Below are 18,281 nucleotides of genomic sequence, written 5' to 3'. Positions count from 1 at the left end.
GATGGAAACACGACAGCAAAAGCCTCGCGGCAAGCCCCCAGCCGGTCCCAGCATCATCGCTGATTACCGGCTGCAACCGGGCGTGCCTGACGAAATGATCGACCCGGCGGGCAATATCCGTCCGGGTTGGTCGGCTTTGATGTCGGCCTTCGACGATCTCGGCCCCACCGAACTGGCCGCCCGCTTTGAGCGTGCCGATCAATATCTGCGTGATGCCGGCGTGTTCTACCGCAAGTACGACGGCGCTGCCGGCAAGGAACGCTCCTGGCCGCTGGCCCATATTCCGCTGCTGATCGATGAAGCCGACTGGACGCGCATCAGCCACGGCCTGATCGAGCGCGCCGAACTGCTCGAACAGATCGTCGCCGATATCTACACCGACAATACGCTGGTGCAGCGCGGCCTGCTGCCCCCCGACCTCGTGGCGCGCAATGGCGAATTCCTGCGGCCGCTCGTTGGTGTCAAACCCGCCTCCGGCCATTTCCTGCACTTCTGCGCTTTTGAACTCGGCCGCGGTCCCGATGGCAATTGGTGGGTCTTGGGCGACCGTACCCAGGCTCCGTCCGGCGCCGGTTTCGCCATCGAAAACCGCGTCGCCACGACGCGCGCGCTCAGCGAAATCTACGCCGACATGAACGTGCATCGTCTCGCCGGCTTCTTCCGCGGCTTCCGCGATACACTGTTCGAGCAGGGCCGCCGCGATGGCGGCCGCGTCGGCATCCTCACCCCCGGCCAGCTCAACGAAACCTATTTCGAGCACGCCTATATCGCCCGCTATCTCGGCCTGATGCTGCTCGAAGGCGAGGACATCACCGTCGAGGACGGCAAGGTGATGGTGCGCACCGTGGCCGGCCTCAAGCCCGTCAGCGTGCTGTGGCGCCGCGTCGATGCGTCGTTCACCGACCCGCTCGAGTTGCGCTACGACAGCCGCATCGGTACTCCCGGCATGGTCGAGGCTCTGCGCCAGGGCTCGATCTCGATGATCAACGCGCTGGGCACCGGCATTCTCGAAACCCGCGCGCTGGCCGCTTTCCTGCCGCGCCTCTCCAAGGCCATCGCCAGCAAGCCGCTCGAACTGCCCGAAATCGCCACTTGGTGGTGCGGCCAGCCGGCCGAGCGCGATTACGTCATCGACAATTTCGACAAGCTGATGATCGGCCCCGCCTTCGCCACCACTTTGCCCTTCGACGATCCGCGCGGCACCGCGTTGGGCTCATCGATGACGCCGGAGCAAAAGGCCGACCTGATCGCGCGCATCCGCGCCAACGGTGCCGACTATGTCGGCCAGGAACAGGTGCAGCTCTCCACCGCCCCCGTCTATGTCGAGGGCAAGCTGCAACCGCGCCCGATCACCCTGCGCGTCTACGCCGCCCGCACCGACAAGGGTTGGACGATCATGCCCGGCGGCTTCGCCCGCGTCGGCTCCTCGCTCGATACCACCGCCATCGCCATGCAGCGCGGGGGCCAGGCCGCCGACGTCTGGGTGCTGTCGAGTAAGCCGGTCGACCGCTTTTCGCTGCTGCCGCAGGATGGGCAGAAGCTGGTCCGCAACTCGCCCGGTAGCCTGCCGAGCCGCGCCGCCGACAACCTGATCTGGCTCGGACGCTACGCCGAACGCTGCGAAGCCACGGTGCGCATCCTCCGCGCCTACAATGCGCGCCTGGCCGAACTCTCCAAGCCCGACCTGCCCATCCTGACGCACGCGCGAAAATTCCTCGAAACCATCGACGTCGACGCCACCGATGCGCTGCCCCAAGGCCTGTTGTCCTCCATCGACAGCGCCGTGCACAGCGCCAGCCAGATCCGCGACCGCTTCTCGCCCGATGGCTGGCTCGCCCTCGCCGATCTGCAAAAGAGCGCCCAGCGCTTCGCCGCCCGCGTGCAGCCCGGCGACGACGCCACCCGCGCCATGACGGTGATCCTGCGCAAGCTGGCCGGATTTTCGGGTCTCGTGCACGAAAACATGTACCGCTTTGCCGGCTGGCGCTTCCTCGAACTCGGCCGCCGGCTCGAGCGCGCCATCCAGATCGCCCGCATCGCCGCCTGGCTGACCGACAAGGAAGCGCCGGACGGCTCGCTCGAAATGCTGCTCGAAATCGGCGACAGCGTCATGTCCCACCGCCGCCGCTATTCGGTGAGCGCCGGCACACAGAGCGCCATCGACCTGCTGGTCCTCGACCCGCTCAATCCGCGCTCGGTGCTGTTCCAGCTCACCGAACTGCGCGCCCAGATCGAAATCCTGCCCGGGGGCGTCGATGACGGCCAGCTCTCCCCGGCCGCCAAGGCCGCGTTGCAATTGCACACCGACCTCGTCATCGCCGAACCCGCCGACATGACCCCCGAACGCCTCGAAAGGCTGGCGGCCGATATCGGCATGCTGTCCAGCCTCGTTGCCGCCGCGTATTTCGTATGATGGGGCGGGCGATGGAACGATCTTTCCTGCACACCGCCCTTCCCGCGGGCTTGACCCGCGGGCCGCTCATCGCACCCACCATGATCGCGGCTTCCGCTGAGGCCCGCGGGTCAAGCCCGCGGGAAGGCCACGGTGGGTTTTGGGCCCCTGGAGCGGAAAACTAACTCATGCTCTACGATGTGAAACTCGATCTCCATTACGACTACGACGCTACCGTCCATGGCGGCCGTCACCTGATCCGCGTCGCGCCGATCAGCGTGCCCGGCGTGCAGCGCGTCGTCGCCTCCAGCCTGTCGTTCGAACCGCGACCGCATCGCGAAAGCCATTTCACCGATTTCTTCGGCAATTCGGTCACCACCATCGCCTATGACGCGCCGCACGACACGCTCGACGTGCGGCTCTCCGCCCGCGTCCAGGTCGAGGACATTCATCCGCCCGCAGACCTGTCACCCACGCTGCCCAGCCTTGCCGCGGAAATCGCCCGCTTCTGGTCGGTGGCGCCCGATAGCCCGCATCATTTCCTGGCCAGCTCACCCCGCGTGCAGCTGGTGCCGGCCATCACCGAGTATGCAAGCGAAGTGGTCGATACCGCCTCTTCCGTGCAGTCGGCCGCGCTGGCGCTCTGCATGGCCATCCATCGCGATTTCGCCTACGACCCCAAAGCCACCGACGTCGCCACCAAGCCCGCCGAGGCCTTTGCCCTGCGCAAGGGCGTGTGCCAGGATTTCGCCCATATCATGATCGCCGGCCTGCGCGGCGTCGGCATTCCCGCCGGCTATGTGTCGGGCTTCTTGCGCACCATCCCGCCCGCCGGCAAGGCCCGCCTCGAAGGCGCCGATGCCATGCATGCCTGGGCCCGCGTCTGGTGCGGCCAGCATGCCGGCTGGATCGAGTTCGACCCCACTAATGCGATGATCGCCGGCCCCGATCATATCTCCATCGGCCATGGCCGCGACTATGGTGATATCTCGCCCATCGTCGGCGTATTGCGCACCCATGGCGGCCACGAAACTACCCAATCGGTCGACGTTATCCGGGTCGAATAACCCCTTACGCTTCTGTAATGGAACCAAAATCGCGCGTTGCCCGTTCATTGGGCAAGCGCAACAAACGCGCTCCAAAGTTCAAACAATCTCCACCCAATACTTGGCTGGTGATGAGTTGCGGAGGCCGACATGACCCACATGGAAATCAAGGCAATCGAAGACGCCGGCCGCAGCTCGATGGTTTGGTCCACCGAAGGCTATGATGGGCAGACCCATTACGCCGACGTGTTCAAGGCTCTGGCGCCCGCGCTGTTCATTCTCGCCGCCGCCGCCGCCCTCATGTTGCTTATTCTGTAAGCGTTCGCGTCCGGAACCTTAGCGTCAACCGTAAAGGAGAGTTCCAATGACTTTAGGCACCATTCTCATCATCATCCTGATCCTGCTGTTGATCGGCGCTCTGCCCAATTGGGGCTATTCGCGCGGCTTCGGCTACTTCCCTTCCGGTATTCTCGGCGTCGTCCTCGTGGTCATCCTCATCCTTGTGCTGATGGGACGCATCTGACGCAGATCCAGAAACGGGCACCCGGCTTCGGCCGGCTTCTACCTCAAGGTAGATTGTGCCCTGCGGGCCAAGGTCGCCCCACCTTCCGCCCGCCCCATGACGCCTCGATGCGCTCCCCCAGCGTATCGGGGCGTCTCTTTTTGCCGGCCCAAGGAACTCCGCGCTGCGCGCAGCGTTAAACTCCCAACTCATGGAGCGTCGTAATGTCCACAACACCCGATCTCGCCCCCAACCGCACGCCTGCCGCTGCCTCCGCTCGCCGCCGGGCCAACCGCGCCAGCAGCGCCGCCAAGGAAGCCCAGCTCGAGGAGCAGATTTCCCAGTTGCAGGCTGACCTCAAGGGGATCGCCTCCACGCTCGCCAAGCTGACCAATAGCAAGGTTTCCGAAGTGCGTGATGTGGCCACCAGCGAAGCGCGCCATTTGCAGCGCCAGGGCCAGAACGTCATCGAGGACGTACAGGACCAGGCTGGCGCGCTGGAGCAGCAGCTCAAGGACACAATCCGCGAAAAGCCCCTGACCGCCGTTGCCAGCGCCATCGGCATTGGCTTTGTGCTCGCTTTGCTGTCGCGCCGCTGATCGCCATGCATTTGCTGATTCCCATCGCTGCCCTCCTCGGCTTTGAAGTCGAGGAGATCACCGATCGTCTGAAAGCCTTGGCGATCGCCAATGCGGTGATCGCCCTGTTCGGGCTGTTGACGCTGGTGTTCCTACTGGTCGCCGGGTTCCTGGCGCTCGCGGCCCAGCTTGGTCCGATCTATGCGGCGCTGATCTTTGCCGGTGTGTTCTTCGTCATCACCGTGGGGATCGTCATCGGCATGCAGATCTCGGAAAATTCCCGCAAGCGCCGCCTCGCCGAAAAGCGCCGCTCCACCGACACCAGCGCCTTCGTCACCACCGCTGCGCTGACCGCCCTGCCGGTCCTGCTGAAATCGCCGCTGATCCGCAATGTGGGATTGCCACTGGCCGCCGTCGTGGCCGCGGCGATGTTCATTGGCAAGTCGCGGGATGACAAGACGGACGAGTAGGCCCCCTCATCCGCCCTTCGGGCACCTTCTCCCACCAGGGGAGAAGGGGGCACTGCGGCATAACCCAAACTCGATGCTATCCCTCGCCCCTTGTGAGAGAGGGACAGGCTATTCTGCGTTCAGCAGAATAGTCAGGGTGAGAAGCGCGGTCTCTCCGCACCCACCGTCTCACCCCTCATACAACGGCAGTGGCATCCAGATATCCGCGGCAACACCTTGCGGCTCGAAGCGCAGCTTGACCTCGCTATCCAGCACCTTGGCGAGGCTCCGTTCGATCAGCCGCACGCCCAGGCCCGCTTCGCTGGGGGTAGTCACCTGCGGACCGCCGGTTTCGCGCCAATGAATGGACAGCCCACGCACCGGCGCACTGAGCACTTCCCAATCGATGGCGACAACGCCGGTGATGCCCGACCACGCACCATAGCGATGCGCATTGGTGGTCAGTTCGTGCAGGATTAGCCCCAGCCCCAGTGCATGATCGGCCGGAAGGGTCACATCCTCACCGCTCACCTCGGCCCGGTCCGGCTCGCGGATGAAGTTTTCGCCCAGTTGCGAGCTCAGGACTTCATAAAGCTGCACCCCCGACCAGTCGCGGTCGGCCAGCAGCACATGCGCATCCGAAATCGTCCGCAGCCGGCCCGAAAATGCTTCGATGAACCGCTCGGGATCGGGATTTTTCTTGATGGTCTGGCGCGCCACCGACTGGATCATCGCCAGCGTGTTCTTGACCCGGTGGTTAAGTTCGCGCAGCAGCAGCCGCGTCTGTTCGGCGCTCTGCTTGCTCTCGGAAATATCGAGACTCGCGCCCATCATGATGAGCGGCTTGCCCTCGGCATCGCGCTGATAAACCCGGCCGCGCATGGTCAGCCAGCGGCCGTTCTTGCCCACCCGCGCCTCGGCATTGTAATCCAGCCCGTCGGCGAAACTGGCCGCAATGCCCTCTTCCACCAGCGGACGGTCGCGCGGATCATGTGCATCCAGGATCTGCTCGACATGGATCGAGCCGACCTCGGGCAGTTCGTACATGCGCCGGAAGGTGTCGTTGCACGACACTGCCCCGGTACGAATATCCCACACCCAGCTACCGACCTTGCCGGCCTCCAACGTCAACGCGTGGCGCCATTCTTCCTTGATCAGCGCCGCGGCCGTGCGCGCCCGCACCCGCGCCTCGTCCTTGAGCGAGAACAGCGTCGCCGCCACTTCCGCCATGTCGATCAATTGCGTGATCAAATCGGGATCGACGCTTTCCCGCGTCTTGGTGCCCAACACGCAGAGCGTGCCGATACGCTGCCCCCGCACCGTCACGGGCGCCCCGGCATAAAACCGCACGCCCGGCCATCCGGTCACGAAGGGATTGCTCTTGAAGCGCTCGTCCTGGGTCATGTCGAGCACGACCAGATGATCGCGATCCACTGCCGCGATAGTGTGGGCACAGAACGAAACCTCGGTCACCGTCTCGGTCAGGCCATCCACGCCAAAGCAGGAGCGGAACCACTGCCGGTCTACGTCTACCAGCGTCACCTGGGCAAATTCAGTGCCAAACAGACGCGCCGCAATGCGGGTCAGACGATCAAAATCCGGATCGGGCTCGGAATCCATCACCTCCAGCGCTGCGAGCACGTCGCGCCGCGCGGGGTCATCCACAACCTTGCGGACATCGTCCGAAAGGGGGGTTATCTGATCAATCACTTGTCGTCCTGAAGCTAACGCGCCCACCCGGCTGGAGACTCACAAAACACCATCGCCATACGCGCAAACGCGGACCAGACGACAAGGTTGCAAACATTTTACATTTATTCGCTGGCATCGGCCGTGGAAGCCGCTGCCTTGGGCAGCACCACCTTGAGCGCCTGCGGATGCACCTTGAGCGTCACCGAGCGGTCGAGCCGGATCAGTTCACCGTCGATCACCGCCATGGCTCCGCGCTTGCGATTGGGGAAATGCAGCGTCACTTCAGCCACCTCTTCTTCCGACACCACCGGGCTTTCCCGCCAGGTGCCGAGAAACAGATCGATCGCCAGTTTCAGCAGCGCCGGCGTGGAGAGTGGCGCTGCCACATAGACACCGAGCACCGCCCCGTCGAGCCGGTCGGCATGCAGCACGCGCCCACTGCCCAGCGGATTATTGCTGACCGCGATGCCCGCCACCCGGCGCGTCTCGACGCCATGCTCGGTGCGGATTTCCGCGGTGAATTCGGGCGGATTGATCGCGGCGGCGGCGATCGCCCGTAGGCTCGCCAGCATTTTGCCGATGCGGCTGCCATAGCTCATGTTCTCGCGAATACGCACCAGCCGCGCATGCACGCCGACGCCGAACTGGTGCACGAACGGCCGGTCATTGGCGCTGGCAATATCCACCGCGCCGATTTCGCCACTCGCAATCGCCTCCAGTGCCTCGGGCAGCGTCAGCGGCATGCCGAGCGCCCGCGCGAACAGGTTCATCGTGCCCGCCGGCAGCACGCCAAGGGGCACGCCCGATGCAAACGCAATCCCGGCCGCCGATGAAATCGTGCCGTCGCCGCCCCCGGCCAGCAGCGCGTCGATACCCTCGCTTTGCGCGGCGGCGCGCAAAGCGGCCTCCACCTGCTTGCCCTTGACCAGGCGGCAATCCAGTTCGTGCCCATGCTGCTGGGAAATCGCCTTGGCTTGCACGCAGAATGCGTCGAGGTCCATGGTCCGGAGCGTGCCGCCATCGCGGTTGAGGATGGCTACAAAGCGCAATGGGCAGGTCTCCAAGTCAGGCTGATGGCGTCTCGGAAGCTGGCTTGCCGGCGCCTTCGAGATTGGGCAGCGGCACCGTTACCGTCAAGCCGCCTGTGGCGCCGCCTTCGTAAACCGGCACGCCACCAAACTGTTGCGCCAACTGCTTGATGATCACCGATCCCAGCCCGCCATCGCCCGCTTCGATCCCCTCGGCCATGCCCTGCCCATCATCTTCCACCGCCAGTGTCGGCACGCCGGCGCCGTTCCGGAACAGCTTGACCACGATCCGGCCTCGCCGTCCGTTGGGGAAAGCGTGCTTATAGGCATTGGTCACCAGTTCCCCAACCACGATACCGATCGTGGTGGCGTCGCGCGCATTGATGACGATCGGCTCGACCTCGCCGACCAGCTCAATCGCGCCTGCGTCGGTCGTGGTGCCCTTGAGATCGTCCAGCACCGCGTTGAGGAATTCCTGCGCGTCGGTGGTTTCGAGATCACCCCCCAGCCGCAGCCGGCGATGCGATGACGCGATGGCGTGCACGCGCCCCCGCGCCGCCTCCAGCGCTTCGCGCACCTCGCCCGATTTCGAGCGCATCAGTTGCAGCCCCAGCAGCGACGACACCGTCGCCAGAGAATTGCCGATGCGGTGATTGGTGTCCTGCAACAGCGCCTCGACCCGTTCGCGCTCGCGCTCGGCATGGGTCGTGGCCTCTTCCAGCGCCTGGGTCCGCTCACGCACCCGCGCCTCCAGCGTTTCATTCTGGCTGCGCAATTCGCTTTGGTTGCGCGACAACATATTGATGTCCTGCCGCGTGCGGCCGAGCAGCGATACCCCCAGGATCGCCGCACCCGCCAGCGCCGCCAGGATCGCGGCGACCAGCCAGCGGCGCGAGCCTTCCATGTCTTCGTTGCGCTGCAGCAGATTGGCGTTCTCTTCGGTTATGAACTGCTCCAGGGTGCCGCGCACTTCCTCCATCATCCGCGCGCCCAGGCCGCTATCGGTCAGGTTCTGCGCCTGCTGCCGGCGCTGCGTCGAATACAACTCCACCGTACGCGCCATTTCGGCTGTCTTGATGTTGATCTGGCCGACAATGGACTTCACCCGCTCGCTTTGCGCCGGATTGGACTTGGTGACCTCGATCAGCGCCGCCACCCTTGTGTCGATGGTGGACGACGCCCGCTCGTAGGGCTCCAGATAGTCTTCGTTGCCGGTCAGCAGGTAACCACGCTGATTGCTCTCGGCTTCGCTGAGCGCAATAGTCAATTCGCGCGCCTGGTTGCGAACCTCGTAGCTGCGCAGCACGTCGTTCATCTGGCTATCGACGCCCTGCACCAGGAACAGCGCTGACAGGCCCGCTACCACCACCAGGGCCAGCGACACAAGCGTGGCAAAGTGCTGCCCAGCCTTACGAACGGGCCTGACTGCCGGCTGTGCTGAACTGGTCGTCGTGCTCATGCGCTCCGCCCGTTGCGCCCCAACTTTGCCGTCTCGTGGCCCAAGCATAGCTGCCGTGTAGCCGGTGCCAATGGCCGTTTTGAGGCCAGTGATTTCAAATCAGCGGCCGCTTGCGCTCGGGCAGGCCGTCCCATTCGGCGATCTGCATCAGCCCGTCCACGTCAAGCACTTCGCAGGCGCGATCATGCCAGCGGATCAGCTTGCGGTCCGCCAGCTTGCGCAGCGTCTTGTTGGTATGAACGATCGACAGCCCGAGGGTATCGGCGACATGCGATTGGCTGATCGGAATGTGCAGCGTCCGGCTGCCATCCAGCCCCACCGCCGCCGCCCGCTGATGCAGGAACGCGATCAGATAGGCCGCCCGTTCCATCGCCGTGCGCCGCCCCAGGCTCAGCAGGTGATCGTCCAGCATGCGCTCCTCGCGCGAGGCCAGCCAAGTGATATCGAAGCCCAGCCCCGGATGGTTGCGGAACAATTCGTCGAGCCGGTCACGCTGGAAGACGCACAGCACCACCGGCGATAGCGCCTCCACCGAGTGCTCCATCTCCCCGATGATCGACCCCTGCAATCCGAGCAGGTCGCCTGGCAGCATGTAGTTGAGAATCTGCCGCCGCCCGTCCGGCAGGGTCTTGTAGCGGAACGCCCAGCCCGACAGCAGCGTGTACATATGTGCGCTATGCGCACCTTCGGCCAGCAGCGTCGTGCCGGTCTCGGCTTGCAATTCCCCGGCCTTGAACGATGAGATGAACTTGAGTTCGGCCGGCTCGAACGCCCGGAAATGCGGCATGGCGCGCAGCGGGCACTCTTCGCACGGCACGCGGCGGCCGGGGCTGGGCAGCACTATGCTCACGCTCTGACCTCGACCGCGTAAAAGCGTACGGTCATGTCATACTTAAATGACAGTTCACGCCCTTGAGGCGCATGAGACGGTTCAACATTGGCGCGGAATCTTTCATGCTTACTGGCCAAACGGTCCTCATCGTCGAGAGCGAATTCCTGATCGCGCTGGATATCCAGCGCTGTCTGGAGGCATTTGGCGCCACCCAGACCGTGTTTGCGCGCAACCCCGCCGAGGCGCTCGGCGCCATCGACCGCTGGCCCAGTTTCAGCCTGGCTTTGGTCGAGGTCCGTCACCAGCATTGTGACGATGCCGCCTTGCTGCGCGGGCTGAAAGATGCCGGCATCAAACTGGTCCTGCTGACCGCCGACACCACGCTGCGCCGCGGCCATTCCGACTTTCCCGCCGCGCCCGTGGTCATGAAGCCGTTCCTGGAGGAAGACTTGGCGAGCGCCCTGAAGCAGGCGCTCGCCAGCTGATCTCAGAATGAGTGATTGTGGGTCGTCACCTGCGTCGCCACGGCATCGGGGCCGTAATCGGCTTCACCGCTGACCTTGAGGATATCCTGCAACCGCGTGCGTGCCCGGCTCACCCGGCTTTTCATCGTACCGACGGCACAATCGCAGATTTCGGCAGCCTCTTCATAGGAGAACCCCGAAGCCCCGATCAGGATCACCGCTTCGCGCTGGTCGTCGGGCAACTGGGCCAGCGCCTTCTTGAAGTCCTGCAGATCCATCGAACCGTATTGCGGCGGATGCACCGACAGCCGCTCGGTGAACGCCCCGTCGCTATCCTGCACTTCACGGCCACGCTTGCGCATCTGGCTATAGAATTCGTTGCGCAGGATGGTGAACAGCCAGGCCTTGATATTGGTGCCCATCTCGAAGCTGGTCTGCTTGGCCCAGGCCTTCATTACGGTGTCCTGCACCAGATCATCGGCCTTGTCATGCTTACCCGTCAGCGATACCGCGAAGGCGCGCAGGCTGGGCAGTGTGGACAGCATCTCTCGCTTGAACGAAGTTGGTTCGGCGGCGATTTTTTCGACGCGCGTCATCTCTGTCATGGCGCTATTCCCCGCCACGAGTTGCGTCTTTGGATTTCTGCGCCTGCTCGGCGCTATCGAGTTTTTCGAGGAGATCGAGCAATTGCTCGGGCACGCCCTCGTCCTGAACCGAGCCGTAGAGTGCACGCAGCCGCGAGCCGATATCCGTATTGGGACCCAAGCCGTCGTCCGCCCGCCCCGCCTGCACCCGCGTACGCTGCTGGGACACAATGTCTTCCTTTATCATACCGTGAAAACCGCCAGATGTGTTTTGATTTGCCCGCATTCAAGCTGGAAATGCGCCCGCCGCAAAAAAGTTCCCTCGCAGAGTGGAACTTTCGCCCTGTCCTATCGTTAATCGGTTTCGCATAGCGTCACTGGGGAGTTAGTTTACATGACTTTGTCAACGCGGATCGCTCCGCACCTGCCGTATTTGCGGCGGTTCTCGCGGGCCACCACTGGCTCGCAAACGTCCGGCGATGCCTATGTGGCCGCCACCCTCGAAGCGCTGATCGCCGATATTTCGCTCTTCCCCGAAGCGAGCAACGATCGCATCGCGCTCTATAAGCTATTCTCGGCGCTGTTTTCCTCGTCAGCCGTGCGCGTGCCCGAACCCACCTCGTCCTATGCGTGGGAAAAGCGGGCCGCCGCCAATTTGGCCAACCTCGCCGCCCGTCCGCGCCAGGCTTTCCTCCTGGTCGCCGTCGAGGGTTTCACCCACCCTCAGGCCGCTGAAATCCTGTCGGTATCCGACAAGGAATTCGGCTCCCTGCTCGATGAAGCGTCCGTGGAAATCTCGCGCCAAGTTGCGACCGAGATCATGATCATCGAGGACGAACCCTTGATCGCCATGGACATCGAGCAGCTTGTCGAAAGCCTCGGCCATAAGGTGGTGAGCGTTGCCCGCACCCACAAGGAAGCCGTCAACCTGTTCAACCAGACCCAGCCGCGCATGATCCTGGCCGATATCCAGCTCGCCGATGGCAGCTCGGGCATCGATGCGGTCAACGACATCCTCAACCACCATTCGGTGCCGGTCATTTTCATCACCGCCTTCCCCGAGCGGCTGCTGACTGGTGAACGCCCCGAGCCCACATTCCTCGTCACCAAGCCGTTCAATCCGGACATGGTCAAGGCTCTGATCAGCCAGGCGCTGTTCTTCGATGAAGGCTCGCGCACCGCGGCCTAAGAGACCCGCACGATCACGTTTTGCAGAAGGCCGGGATTTCCCCGGCCTTTTTCATTGCCCCTCGGAACCGCCCGCTAGCGCCGCCCGTTGTTCTCCCACACTTGAAGCGTACGGTAGGAGACACAAATGCTGTACTACGCGCTTGTCTTTCTGGTGATCGCGCTGATCGCCGGCGTTCTCGGGTTTGGCGGCATTGCTGGCGCGTCGGCCGGCATCGCGCAAATCCTGTTCTTCCTGTTCCTGGCCTTCCTCGTCATCTCGCTGATCATCGGCTTTGTCCGGCGTGTCTAAGGTTAGCCATGCTCAGGCCGATATCCTGACCTCTTACGCCATGAGCGGCTTCGCCTCCCGGCGAGCCGCTTTTCTTTCCAGCGTCCAGCCTGTTTTAGTCGAGGTTCTGGACCATGCCCCAGCTATCGGCCGATAATCCACCACCCAGTCGGCTCCGCGCATTGTCGATCGGCCTGCGCGCCCGGGGCGTTGCCATCCTGCATCAGGATGCCGAGGGGCGTTACGATCTGGCGGAAAACCTGCCGCTGGCCTGGCCCGCCGATATCATCGGCAAGACCGATGCCGAAATCCTGCCGCCCCTGCTGGCCGATCACATCACCAGCGCCCGCCGGCAATGCGTGGCCACCGGCCTTGAGCAGATCATCGATTTCGAACTGCCCGAGCCGACGCGCCGCCGCCGTTTCGAAGCCCGCTTCAGCCCCGATACCCCCGGCGTGGTCATCACCCTGTTCGACATTACCGACGAGCGCAATCGCGAGGTCGCGGTCACGACGCTGCTGCGCGAAGTCAGCCACCGCTCCAAGAACCTCTTGGCCATCGTGCAGTCCGTCGCCATGCAGACCGCCCATCATAGCGGAGACATCAAGGACTTCCTCGACAAGTTCCGCGGGCGCCTTCACGCCCTCTCCAGCACGCAGGACCTGGTCACCGAGAGCAATTGGCGCGGCACCCATTTCCAGACCCTGGTCATGTCCCAACTCGCCCGCGTTAGTCCCGCCGTGCTCAAGGACACCCGCATTACCGGCGACAACCCCCTGCTCGGCCCCAATGCCAGCCTGCACATTGGCCTGGCCATCCATGAACTGGCCGCCAATGCCGTCATCCACGGCGCGCTGGCCGAGGAACAGGCTGGCCATGTCTGGGTCAACGCGCAGATCGAAAAAGCCGCCGGCCTGCCCGAACAGTTGATCATCGAATGGCAGGAAACCGGCATCGACACCCAGCAAGTCCGCCAGGCGCCCCGCTTCGGCACCATGGTGCTCGAACGCATCGTGCCCCTCTCTGTCGGCGGCAGTGCCCATTTCGAGATCGACGATGACAAGGTGCGCTACCGGCTGGCCGTGCCGTCCGATCAGTTCGAGCCTTAGGGCCCGGGAAAAATCTCGTCGATTTTTCCCGTCCAGTCATACACAGCCAGCCCGACCCATTCGCGAATTGCGGTTGTCGTGGTCATCAGATTGTCCACCGGATTGGTGACGTCCACGCCAAATCCCTCCAACCCGCTACTGCGATAATCGGTTGGCCAGGACAGAACCTCAATCCCCGCTTTGCGGAACAGCCCCATCGAACGCGGCATATGAAACGCCGACGTGACCAACAGCTTGGGGCCCTCGATCCCCGCCAGCAGGCTCTTGCTGAATTCGGCATTTTCCTCGGTATTGCGCGCCTGGTTCTCCAGCACCTGCCGATCCTGCGGGATACCCATGCCAAGGAAAAACCGCTGCGCCGTCTCCGCCTCGGGCTCACCGCCATCCATCAGCACCGCCATGCCGCCACTGATGACGATCTTGGCCTCGGGATAAAGCTGCGCCAGCCGCAGAGTCTCGGCAAAGCGGTCTCCCGCCAGATTAAACTCGCTGATCTGCCGCGCCGCGCTGATCGGCCCGTTCGTGGCCCCACCCAGCAGGATGATGGCGCCGACATGTTCCGGCCAAGCCGGACGCTCGAACCGCTCTTCCAGCGGCCGGATGAGCAAGGCCCCGGTCGTCGTGAAGCTCGACACCGCCAGCACCAGCACGCCGAGCACCGCGACAATGACACCGGACTTGCGGAATCGGATCGCTAGCAGCAGGCCCAACACGATCAGCAACAGCGACGCCGCCAGAGGCTGCGCCACGGTCCAGAATATTTTGGCGACGATCAGGAACATGGCTCATCCATAGCTAACCCACAGCGCGGTTTCTCTATCATGCATTTGGTGCTTGCTATCTCCCCCGCTTTTGCTTTTCTTGGAGCGGGAACGATTGCCAGCCGAAAAAATGAGCAATCCCCATCAGGAATGGCGACAGGCAGACTTTGAGTATGACGCAATCGGCGCCGGAAACGGCGAGCAAGCCCAATGTCGTGTCCATCCGCGACCTGCATAAATCCTTCGGCGAGCTCGAAGTGCTCAAGGGCATTTCCTTTGACGCCCGCGAAGGCGAAGTCGTCGCGCTGATCGGCTCGTCCGGCTCCGGCAAGTCCACCCTGCTGCGCTGCATCAACATGCTCGAAGTGCCCAACCAGGGAACCGTCGCCATCGACGGCGAAGAAATCCGGCTGCGCGGCAAGGGCCATGACAGACGCATCGGCGACGAGCGCCAGATCCACCGCATCCGCTCCGAGCTCGGCATGGTGTTCCAGTCATTCAACCTCTGGGCGCACATGACCATCCTCGAAAACGTCATGGAAGCACCCTTGGTGGTGCAGAAGCGCCCCCGCCCCGAAGTCGAGGCCGAGGCTCTGGCCATGCTGGCCAAGGTCGGCATTCGGGAAAAGGCCGGCGCCTATCCGGCCCAGCTCTCGGGCGGACAGCAGCAGCGCGCCGCCATCGCCCGTGCCCTCTGCATCAATCCGCGCGTCATGCTGTTCGATGAGCCCACCTCCGCGCTCGATCCTGAGCTGGAAGTCGAAGTGCTGCGCGTCATCAAGATCCTGGCCGATGAAGGCCGCACCATGGTGCTGGTCACCCACGATATGGAATTCGCCCGCTCTGTGTCCGATCGGGTCATTTTCCTGCATCAGGGCCTGATCGAAGAGGAAGGCACCCCCGATCAGGTATTCGGCGCCACGCGCTCGCCGCGCCTCAAACAGTTCCTCAATGCTGCCAACCACGAGTGACTTGCCCACGCGATCACTGCGGCTCAGCCTTGGCGACAAGCCCGGTCAACGGGCGACCATAAGAAAAGTCATTCAACGGAGAACCACATAATGAAGAAGATCCTCCTCGCCGCAGCGGCCATTCTGGCCCTGTCCGGCGTCGCCCAGGCCCAGGATACCGTGCGCATCGCCACCGAAGGCGCCTATGCGCCGTGGAATTTCCTCGACGACGCCGGCAAGCCGGCCGGCTACGAAATTGACCTGGCCAATGCCATCTGCGCCAAGGCCGGCTTCACCTGCGAAATCCTGACCAATGAGTGGGATTCGATCATTCCGAACCTGGTCGCGGGCAACTATGACGTGATCATGGCCGGCATGTCGGTCACCGACGAGCGCAAGCAGACCGTCGATTTCGCCGATGAGTACAAGCCCGTCGATCCATCGCGCTTCGTCGCCCTCCCCAACGCAGGCATCGACTTTGCGGCCCTCAAGGGCAAGCGCGTCGGTGCCCAGGGCGGTACCATCCAGGAAGGCTACGCGCAGGAGCATTTCGCCGCTGACAACACCGTCGTCGCCTTCGGTACTGCCGACCAGGCCATGGCCGATCTGGCCGCCGGCAATCTCGACATCATCCTGGCCGATGGCGCCTATCTCGAACCCATCGTGGCCACCGGCCAAGTCGAGTTCGTCGGCGAGCCCGTGGAAATCGGCGGCGGTGTCGCCCCCGCTCTGCGCAAGGACGAAGGCGAGCTCAAGGGCAAGATCAACGAAGCCCTGACCGCGCTGAAGGCCGACGGCACCGTCGATACCCTGATCGCCAAGTGGTTCGACGGCGCCGGCCCGTTCTACAAGAAGTAAGCTGTGGCCCCATCCCACCCCTCATCCGCCCTACGGGCACCTTCTCCCCCAAGGGGAGAAGGTGGCTCGGTGGATGAGATAAACTCGAAACCCACCCTCGCCCCCTTGCGGGAGAGGGTGGCTTGCTCCGCGTTCAGCGGGGTAAGCCGGGTGAGGGGTTCTATCCACTCACGAAATTGCTAGCTTCGACCTCAAGCCCGAATATCACCACACCGAGACCCCACGCCCAATGTTCGATTTCCTGCCCCAATGGATGCGCGACGGCCTCGGCGACGACGTGCTCTTCTGGCTGGGCTATCTGACCAATGGCAAGCACCTGACCTGGTATGCGAGCCTGCAGTTCACCGTCTTCGCCGCCGTTTTCGGCAGCCTCCTCGCAGTGACGTTCGGCCTCCTCGGCGCTACCCTCAAGAACTCCACCTTTCCCCCCGCGCGGCTGATCGGCACTATCTATGCCTCGATCGTGCGCGGCGTGCCCGATGTGCTGTTCTTCATCTTCTTCCCGCTGGCCTTCGAGCAGAGCGTCGAATGGGTCATGGCCAGCCAGGTCTGCACCCCCGAAACCCTCGCCGCCCAATCCGCCGCGTGGCCCCCCTGCAAAGAAGCCAACTGGCTGCTCAGCACCCCCGAATATCTGGTGATGGCAAGCGTTTCCCTCGGCATCATCTACGGCGCCTTTGCCACCAACGTGATCCACGGCGCCCTGCGCGCGGTGCCCAAGGGCCAGCTCGAAGCCGCCCGCGCCTATGGCATGAGTGCCAGCCAGGTGCTGTGGCGCATCCATATCCGCCAGATGTGGGTCTATGCCCTGCCCGGCCTCTCGAATGTGTGGATGCTGATCATCAAGGCGACCTCGCTGCTGTCGCTGCTGCAGATCGCCGATATCGTGCTCTGGGCCGATCGCCTCGGCGCCCCCAATTTCCTCAAAAGCGTGGGCCTGGTGCATGACGACTGGCGCTGGCGCTATTACCTGGTGCTGTTCGTGTTCTACATCCTCGTGACGCTGGTTTCCGAAAAGGGCTTCAACGTGTTGATGCGCTGGGCCGGCCGTGGCATTTTGGACGAGAGCCGCCGCTGATGGACATTTTCCTCAACGAACTGGCCGCCTTCGCCCCCGCCGCGCTCTTCAACATCTATTTTGCCGCCGCCTCGATTCCCGTCGGCTTCGTGCTGGCGGTGCTGTTCGCGCTGGGTAAAGGCTCGCCCAATCCGTGGATTTCGCGCCTGTCGCGCGCCTATATCTATGCCTTCCGTGGCTCGCCTTTGTTCATCCAGTTCTTCATGTTCTATTCGCTGGCACTGTCGCTCAATATCAGCCTGTGGAAGCCTTGGGGCGTATCCGGCTGGGTGCTGCACCCGCTCTTCATCGGCCCCGTCGTGCTGATCCTCAACACCGCCGCCTATTCGGCCGAAATCTTCTACGGCGCCCTGCGCGCGGTGCCGCGCGGCGAAACCGAAGCCGCCCGCGCCTATGGCATGAGCCGCTGGCAGCAGTTCCGCTCAGTTACCTGGCCCAACATGATCCGCCTGGCCTGGCCCGCCTACACCAATGAAGTGGTGTTCCTGTTCCACGCCACCGCCATCGTCTATTTCGCCCTGCCGGTCATCGACAACCAGATGGACCTGCTGGTCACCGCAAAGTCGCGCTTCGAAAAGGACTACAACACGTTCCTGCATTTCTCGGTCGCGGCGCTGTATTTCCTCGCCGTGTCGCTGGTGGTGTTTTTCCTCTTCGGCCTGGTCTACAAACGCCTGATGCGTCACATGCCCGTGCAGCCGCGCATGCGCTTCGCCCCCAAATGGATCAGGTAGCCCCATCATGAAGATCATCGCCGATCTGTGCATCGTCCCGATGGGCGTCGGGCCATCGGTATCGCGTTACATCCGCGACGTGCGCGATATCATTGAGGCCTCCGGCCTCGTCCATGTCATGCACGCCAATGGCACCAATATCGAAGGCGAAATGGCGGCGGTCACCGCCGTGGTGGAAGCCTGCTGCGCCCGGCTGACCGAGCTTGGCGTCGAACGCGTGTTCTGCACCCTGGTGTTCTCGACCCGCACCGACAAGCCCCAGACCATGGCCGACAAACTCGCCGCCATCGCCGATTAGAGACCGTC

22 protein-coding genes are annotated in these 18,281 nt (G+C 63.4%); 15 read left to right on the top strand and 7 right to left on the bottom strand.

Annotated elements, in window-relative coordinates:
- Position 1: 1 nt before the first annotated feature.
- From JWR51_RS03535 to JWR51_RS03510, 6 genes are all read left to right on the top strand, one after another.
- Entirely contained in the window at positions 2-2,413 is a 2,412-nt protein-coding gene (locus JWR51_RS03535) for a circularly permuted type 2 ATP-grasp protein (protein WP_299743728.1), read from the top strand.
- Positions 2,414-2,580: 167 nt separating this feature from the next.
- Complete coding sequence (locus JWR51_RS03530) at positions 2,581-3,459, top strand: transglutaminase family protein (protein WP_299743726.1); 879 nt, start codon at positions 2,581-2,583, stop codon at positions 3,457-3,459.
- 129 nt (positions 3,460-3,588) lie between these two features.
- Positions 3,589-3,756, top strand: coding sequence for a hypothetical protein (locus tag JWR51_RS03525; protein WP_299743723.1), 168 nt, complete (start codon positions 3,589-3,591; stop codon positions 3,754-3,756).
- A 46-nt stretch (positions 3,757-3,802) separates the two neighbouring features.
- A complete protein-coding gene (locus JWR51_RS03520; RefSeq protein WP_082092705.1) occupies positions 3,803-3,961 on the top strand; it encodes a DUF3309 family protein in 159 nt (52 codons plus the stop codon).
- 203 nt (positions 3,962-4,164) lie between these two features.
- Positions 4,165-4,539 carry a DNA gyrase subunit B gene (locus JWR51_RS03515; protein ID WP_299743720.1) on the top strand — a complete coding sequence of 125 codons (375 nt, stop codon included), beginning with the start codon at positions 4,165-4,167 and terminating at the stop codon, positions 4,537-4,539.
- 5 nt (positions 4,540-4,544) lie between these two features.
- The gene (locus JWR51_RS03510; RefSeq protein WP_299743718.1) at positions 4,545-4,988 is read left to right on the top strand and encodes a phage holin family protein; all 444 of its coding nucleotides are present in this window, start codon (positions 4,545-4,547) and stop codon (positions 4,986-4,988) included.
- A gap of 168 nt (positions 4,989-5,156) precedes the next feature.
- Here the strand turns inward: JWR51_RS03510 and JWR51_RS03505 are convergent, their stop codons facing one another.
- The 4 genes from JWR51_RS03505 to JWR51_RS03490 form a co-directional block, all read right to left on the bottom strand.
- Complete coding sequence (locus JWR51_RS03505) at positions 5,157-6,677, bottom strand: HWE histidine kinase domain-containing protein (protein ID WP_299743715.1); 1,521 nt, start codon at positions 6,675-6,677, stop codon at positions 5,157-5,159.
- 104 nt (positions 6,678-6,781) lie between these two features.
- The gene (locus JWR51_RS03500) at positions 6,782-7,708 is read right to left on the bottom strand and encodes a diacylglycerol kinase family protein (RefSeq protein WP_299743713.1); all 927 of its coding nucleotides are present in this window, start codon (positions 7,706-7,708) and stop codon (positions 6,782-6,784) included.
- Between the two features lie 16 nt (positions 7,709-7,724).
- The gene (locus JWR51_RS03495; protein ID WP_299743711.1) at positions 7,725-9,146 is read right to left on the bottom strand and encodes a CHASE3 domain-containing protein; all 1,422 of its coding nucleotides are present in this window, start codon (positions 9,144-9,146) and stop codon (positions 7,725-7,727) included.
- Between the two features lie 94 nt (positions 9,147-9,240).
- Positions 9,241-9,996, bottom strand: coding sequence for a Crp/Fnr family transcriptional regulator (locus tag JWR51_RS03490; protein WP_299743709.1), 756 nt, complete (start codon positions 9,994-9,996; stop codon positions 9,241-9,243).
- A 104-nt stretch (positions 9,997-10,100) separates the two neighbouring features.
- Here JWR51_RS03490 and JWR51_RS03485 point away from each other — a divergent pair, with 104 nt between their 5' ends.
- Complete coding sequence (locus JWR51_RS03485; RefSeq protein WP_299743707.1) at positions 10,101-10,463, top strand: hypothetical protein; 363 nt, start codon at positions 10,101-10,103, stop codon at positions 10,461-10,463.
- Positions 10,464-10,465: 2 nt separating this feature from the next.
- Here the strand turns inward: JWR51_RS03485 and JWR51_RS03480 are convergent, their stop codons facing one another.
- Positions 10,466-11,038 (bottom strand): RNA polymerase sigma factor, encoded by a 573-nt coding sequence (locus JWR51_RS03480; RefSeq protein WP_299743842.1) that lies wholly within the window; start codon positions 11,036-11,038, stop codon positions 10,466-10,468.
- 13 nt (positions 11,039-11,051) lie between these two features.
- Complete coding sequence (locus JWR51_RS03475; RefSeq protein WP_299743704.1) at positions 11,052-11,273, bottom strand: NepR family anti-sigma factor; 222 nt, start codon at positions 11,271-11,273, stop codon at positions 11,052-11,054.
- A 147-nt stretch (positions 11,274-11,420) separates the two neighbouring features.
- On the opposite strand from JWR51_RS03475, the gene JWR51_RS03470 reads away from it, so the two are divergent.
- The 3 genes from JWR51_RS03470 to JWR51_RS03460 all read left to right on the top strand — a co-directional run bounded on the left by JWR51_RS03470 (position 11,421) and on the right by JWR51_RS03460 (position 13,594).
- A complete protein-coding gene (locus JWR51_RS03470; RefSeq protein ID WP_299743702.1) occupies positions 11,421-12,215 on the top strand; it encodes a response regulator in 795 nt (264 codons plus the stop codon).
- A gap of 126 nt (positions 12,216-12,341) precedes the next feature.
- Positions 12,342-12,506 carry a DUF1328 domain-containing protein gene (locus tag JWR51_RS03465; protein ID WP_299743699.1) on the top strand — a complete coding sequence of 55 codons (165 nt, stop codon included), beginning with the start codon at positions 12,342-12,344 and terminating at the stop codon, positions 12,504-12,506.
- Between the two features lie 113 nt (positions 12,507-12,619).
- Positions 12,620-13,594 (top strand): PAS domain-containing sensor histidine kinase, encoded by a 975-nt coding sequence (locus JWR51_RS03460; protein WP_299743696.1) that lies wholly within the window; start codon positions 12,620-12,622, stop codon positions 13,592-13,594.
- On the opposite strand, the gene JWR51_RS03455 is transcribed toward JWR51_RS03460, so the two are convergent.
- Entirely contained in the window at positions 13,591-14,376 is a 786-nt protein-coding gene (locus tag JWR51_RS03455) for a YdcF family protein (RefSeq protein WP_299743693.1), read from the bottom strand. The two genes, JWR51_RS03460 and JWR51_RS03455, sit on opposite strands and share 4 nt — an antisense overlap.
- A 152-nt stretch (positions 14,377-14,528) precedes the next feature.
- Between JWR51_RS03455 and JWR51_RS03450 the strand changes: the two genes are divergently transcribed.
- From JWR51_RS03450 to JWR51_RS03430, 5 genes are all read left to right on the top strand, one after another.
- Positions 14,529-15,326: an amino acid ABC transporter ATP-binding protein gene (locus tag JWR51_RS03450; RefSeq protein ID WP_299743691.1), complete on the top strand. Its 798-nt coding sequence runs from the start codon at positions 14,529-14,531 to the stop codon at positions 15,324-15,326.
- 90 nt (positions 15,327-15,416) lie between these two features.
- Positions 15,417-16,163 carry a transporter substrate-binding domain-containing protein gene (locus tag JWR51_RS03445; RefSeq protein ID WP_299743688.1) on the top strand — a complete coding sequence of 249 codons (747 nt, stop codon included), beginning with the start codon at positions 15,417-15,419 and terminating at the stop codon, positions 16,161-16,163.
- A 229-nt stretch (positions 16,164-16,392) separates the two neighbouring features.
- Positions 16,393-17,241 carry an ABC transporter permease subunit gene (locus JWR51_RS03440; protein ID WP_299743685.1) on the top strand — a complete coding sequence of 283 codons (849 nt, stop codon included), beginning with the start codon at positions 16,393-16,395 and terminating at the stop codon, positions 17,239-17,241.
- On the top strand, positions 17,241-17,975 hold the full coding sequence (locus tag JWR51_RS03435) for an ABC transporter permease subunit (RefSeq protein ID WP_299743682.1): 735 nt from the start codon (positions 17,241-17,243) through the stop codon (positions 17,973-17,975). Before JWR51_RS03440 ends, JWR51_RS03435 begins: the two co-directional genes overlap by 1 nt.
- A 7-nt stretch (positions 17,976-17,982) precedes the next feature.
- Positions 17,983-18,273 carry an MTH1187 family thiamine-binding protein gene (locus tag JWR51_RS03430; RefSeq protein ID WP_299743679.1) on the top strand — a complete coding sequence of 97 codons (291 nt, stop codon included), beginning with the start codon at positions 17,983-17,985 and terminating at the stop codon, positions 18,271-18,273.
- Positions 18,274-18,281 lie beyond the last annotated feature (8 nt).

The organism is Devosia sp., assembly GCF_028290625.1.
Taxonomy (GTDB): Bacteria; Pseudomonadota; Alphaproteobacteria; order Rhizobiales; family Devosiaceae; genus Devosia.
The sequence above is the reverse complement of the archived record's forward strand: the minus strand, read 5'-3'. Positions and strand labels throughout refer to the sequence as shown.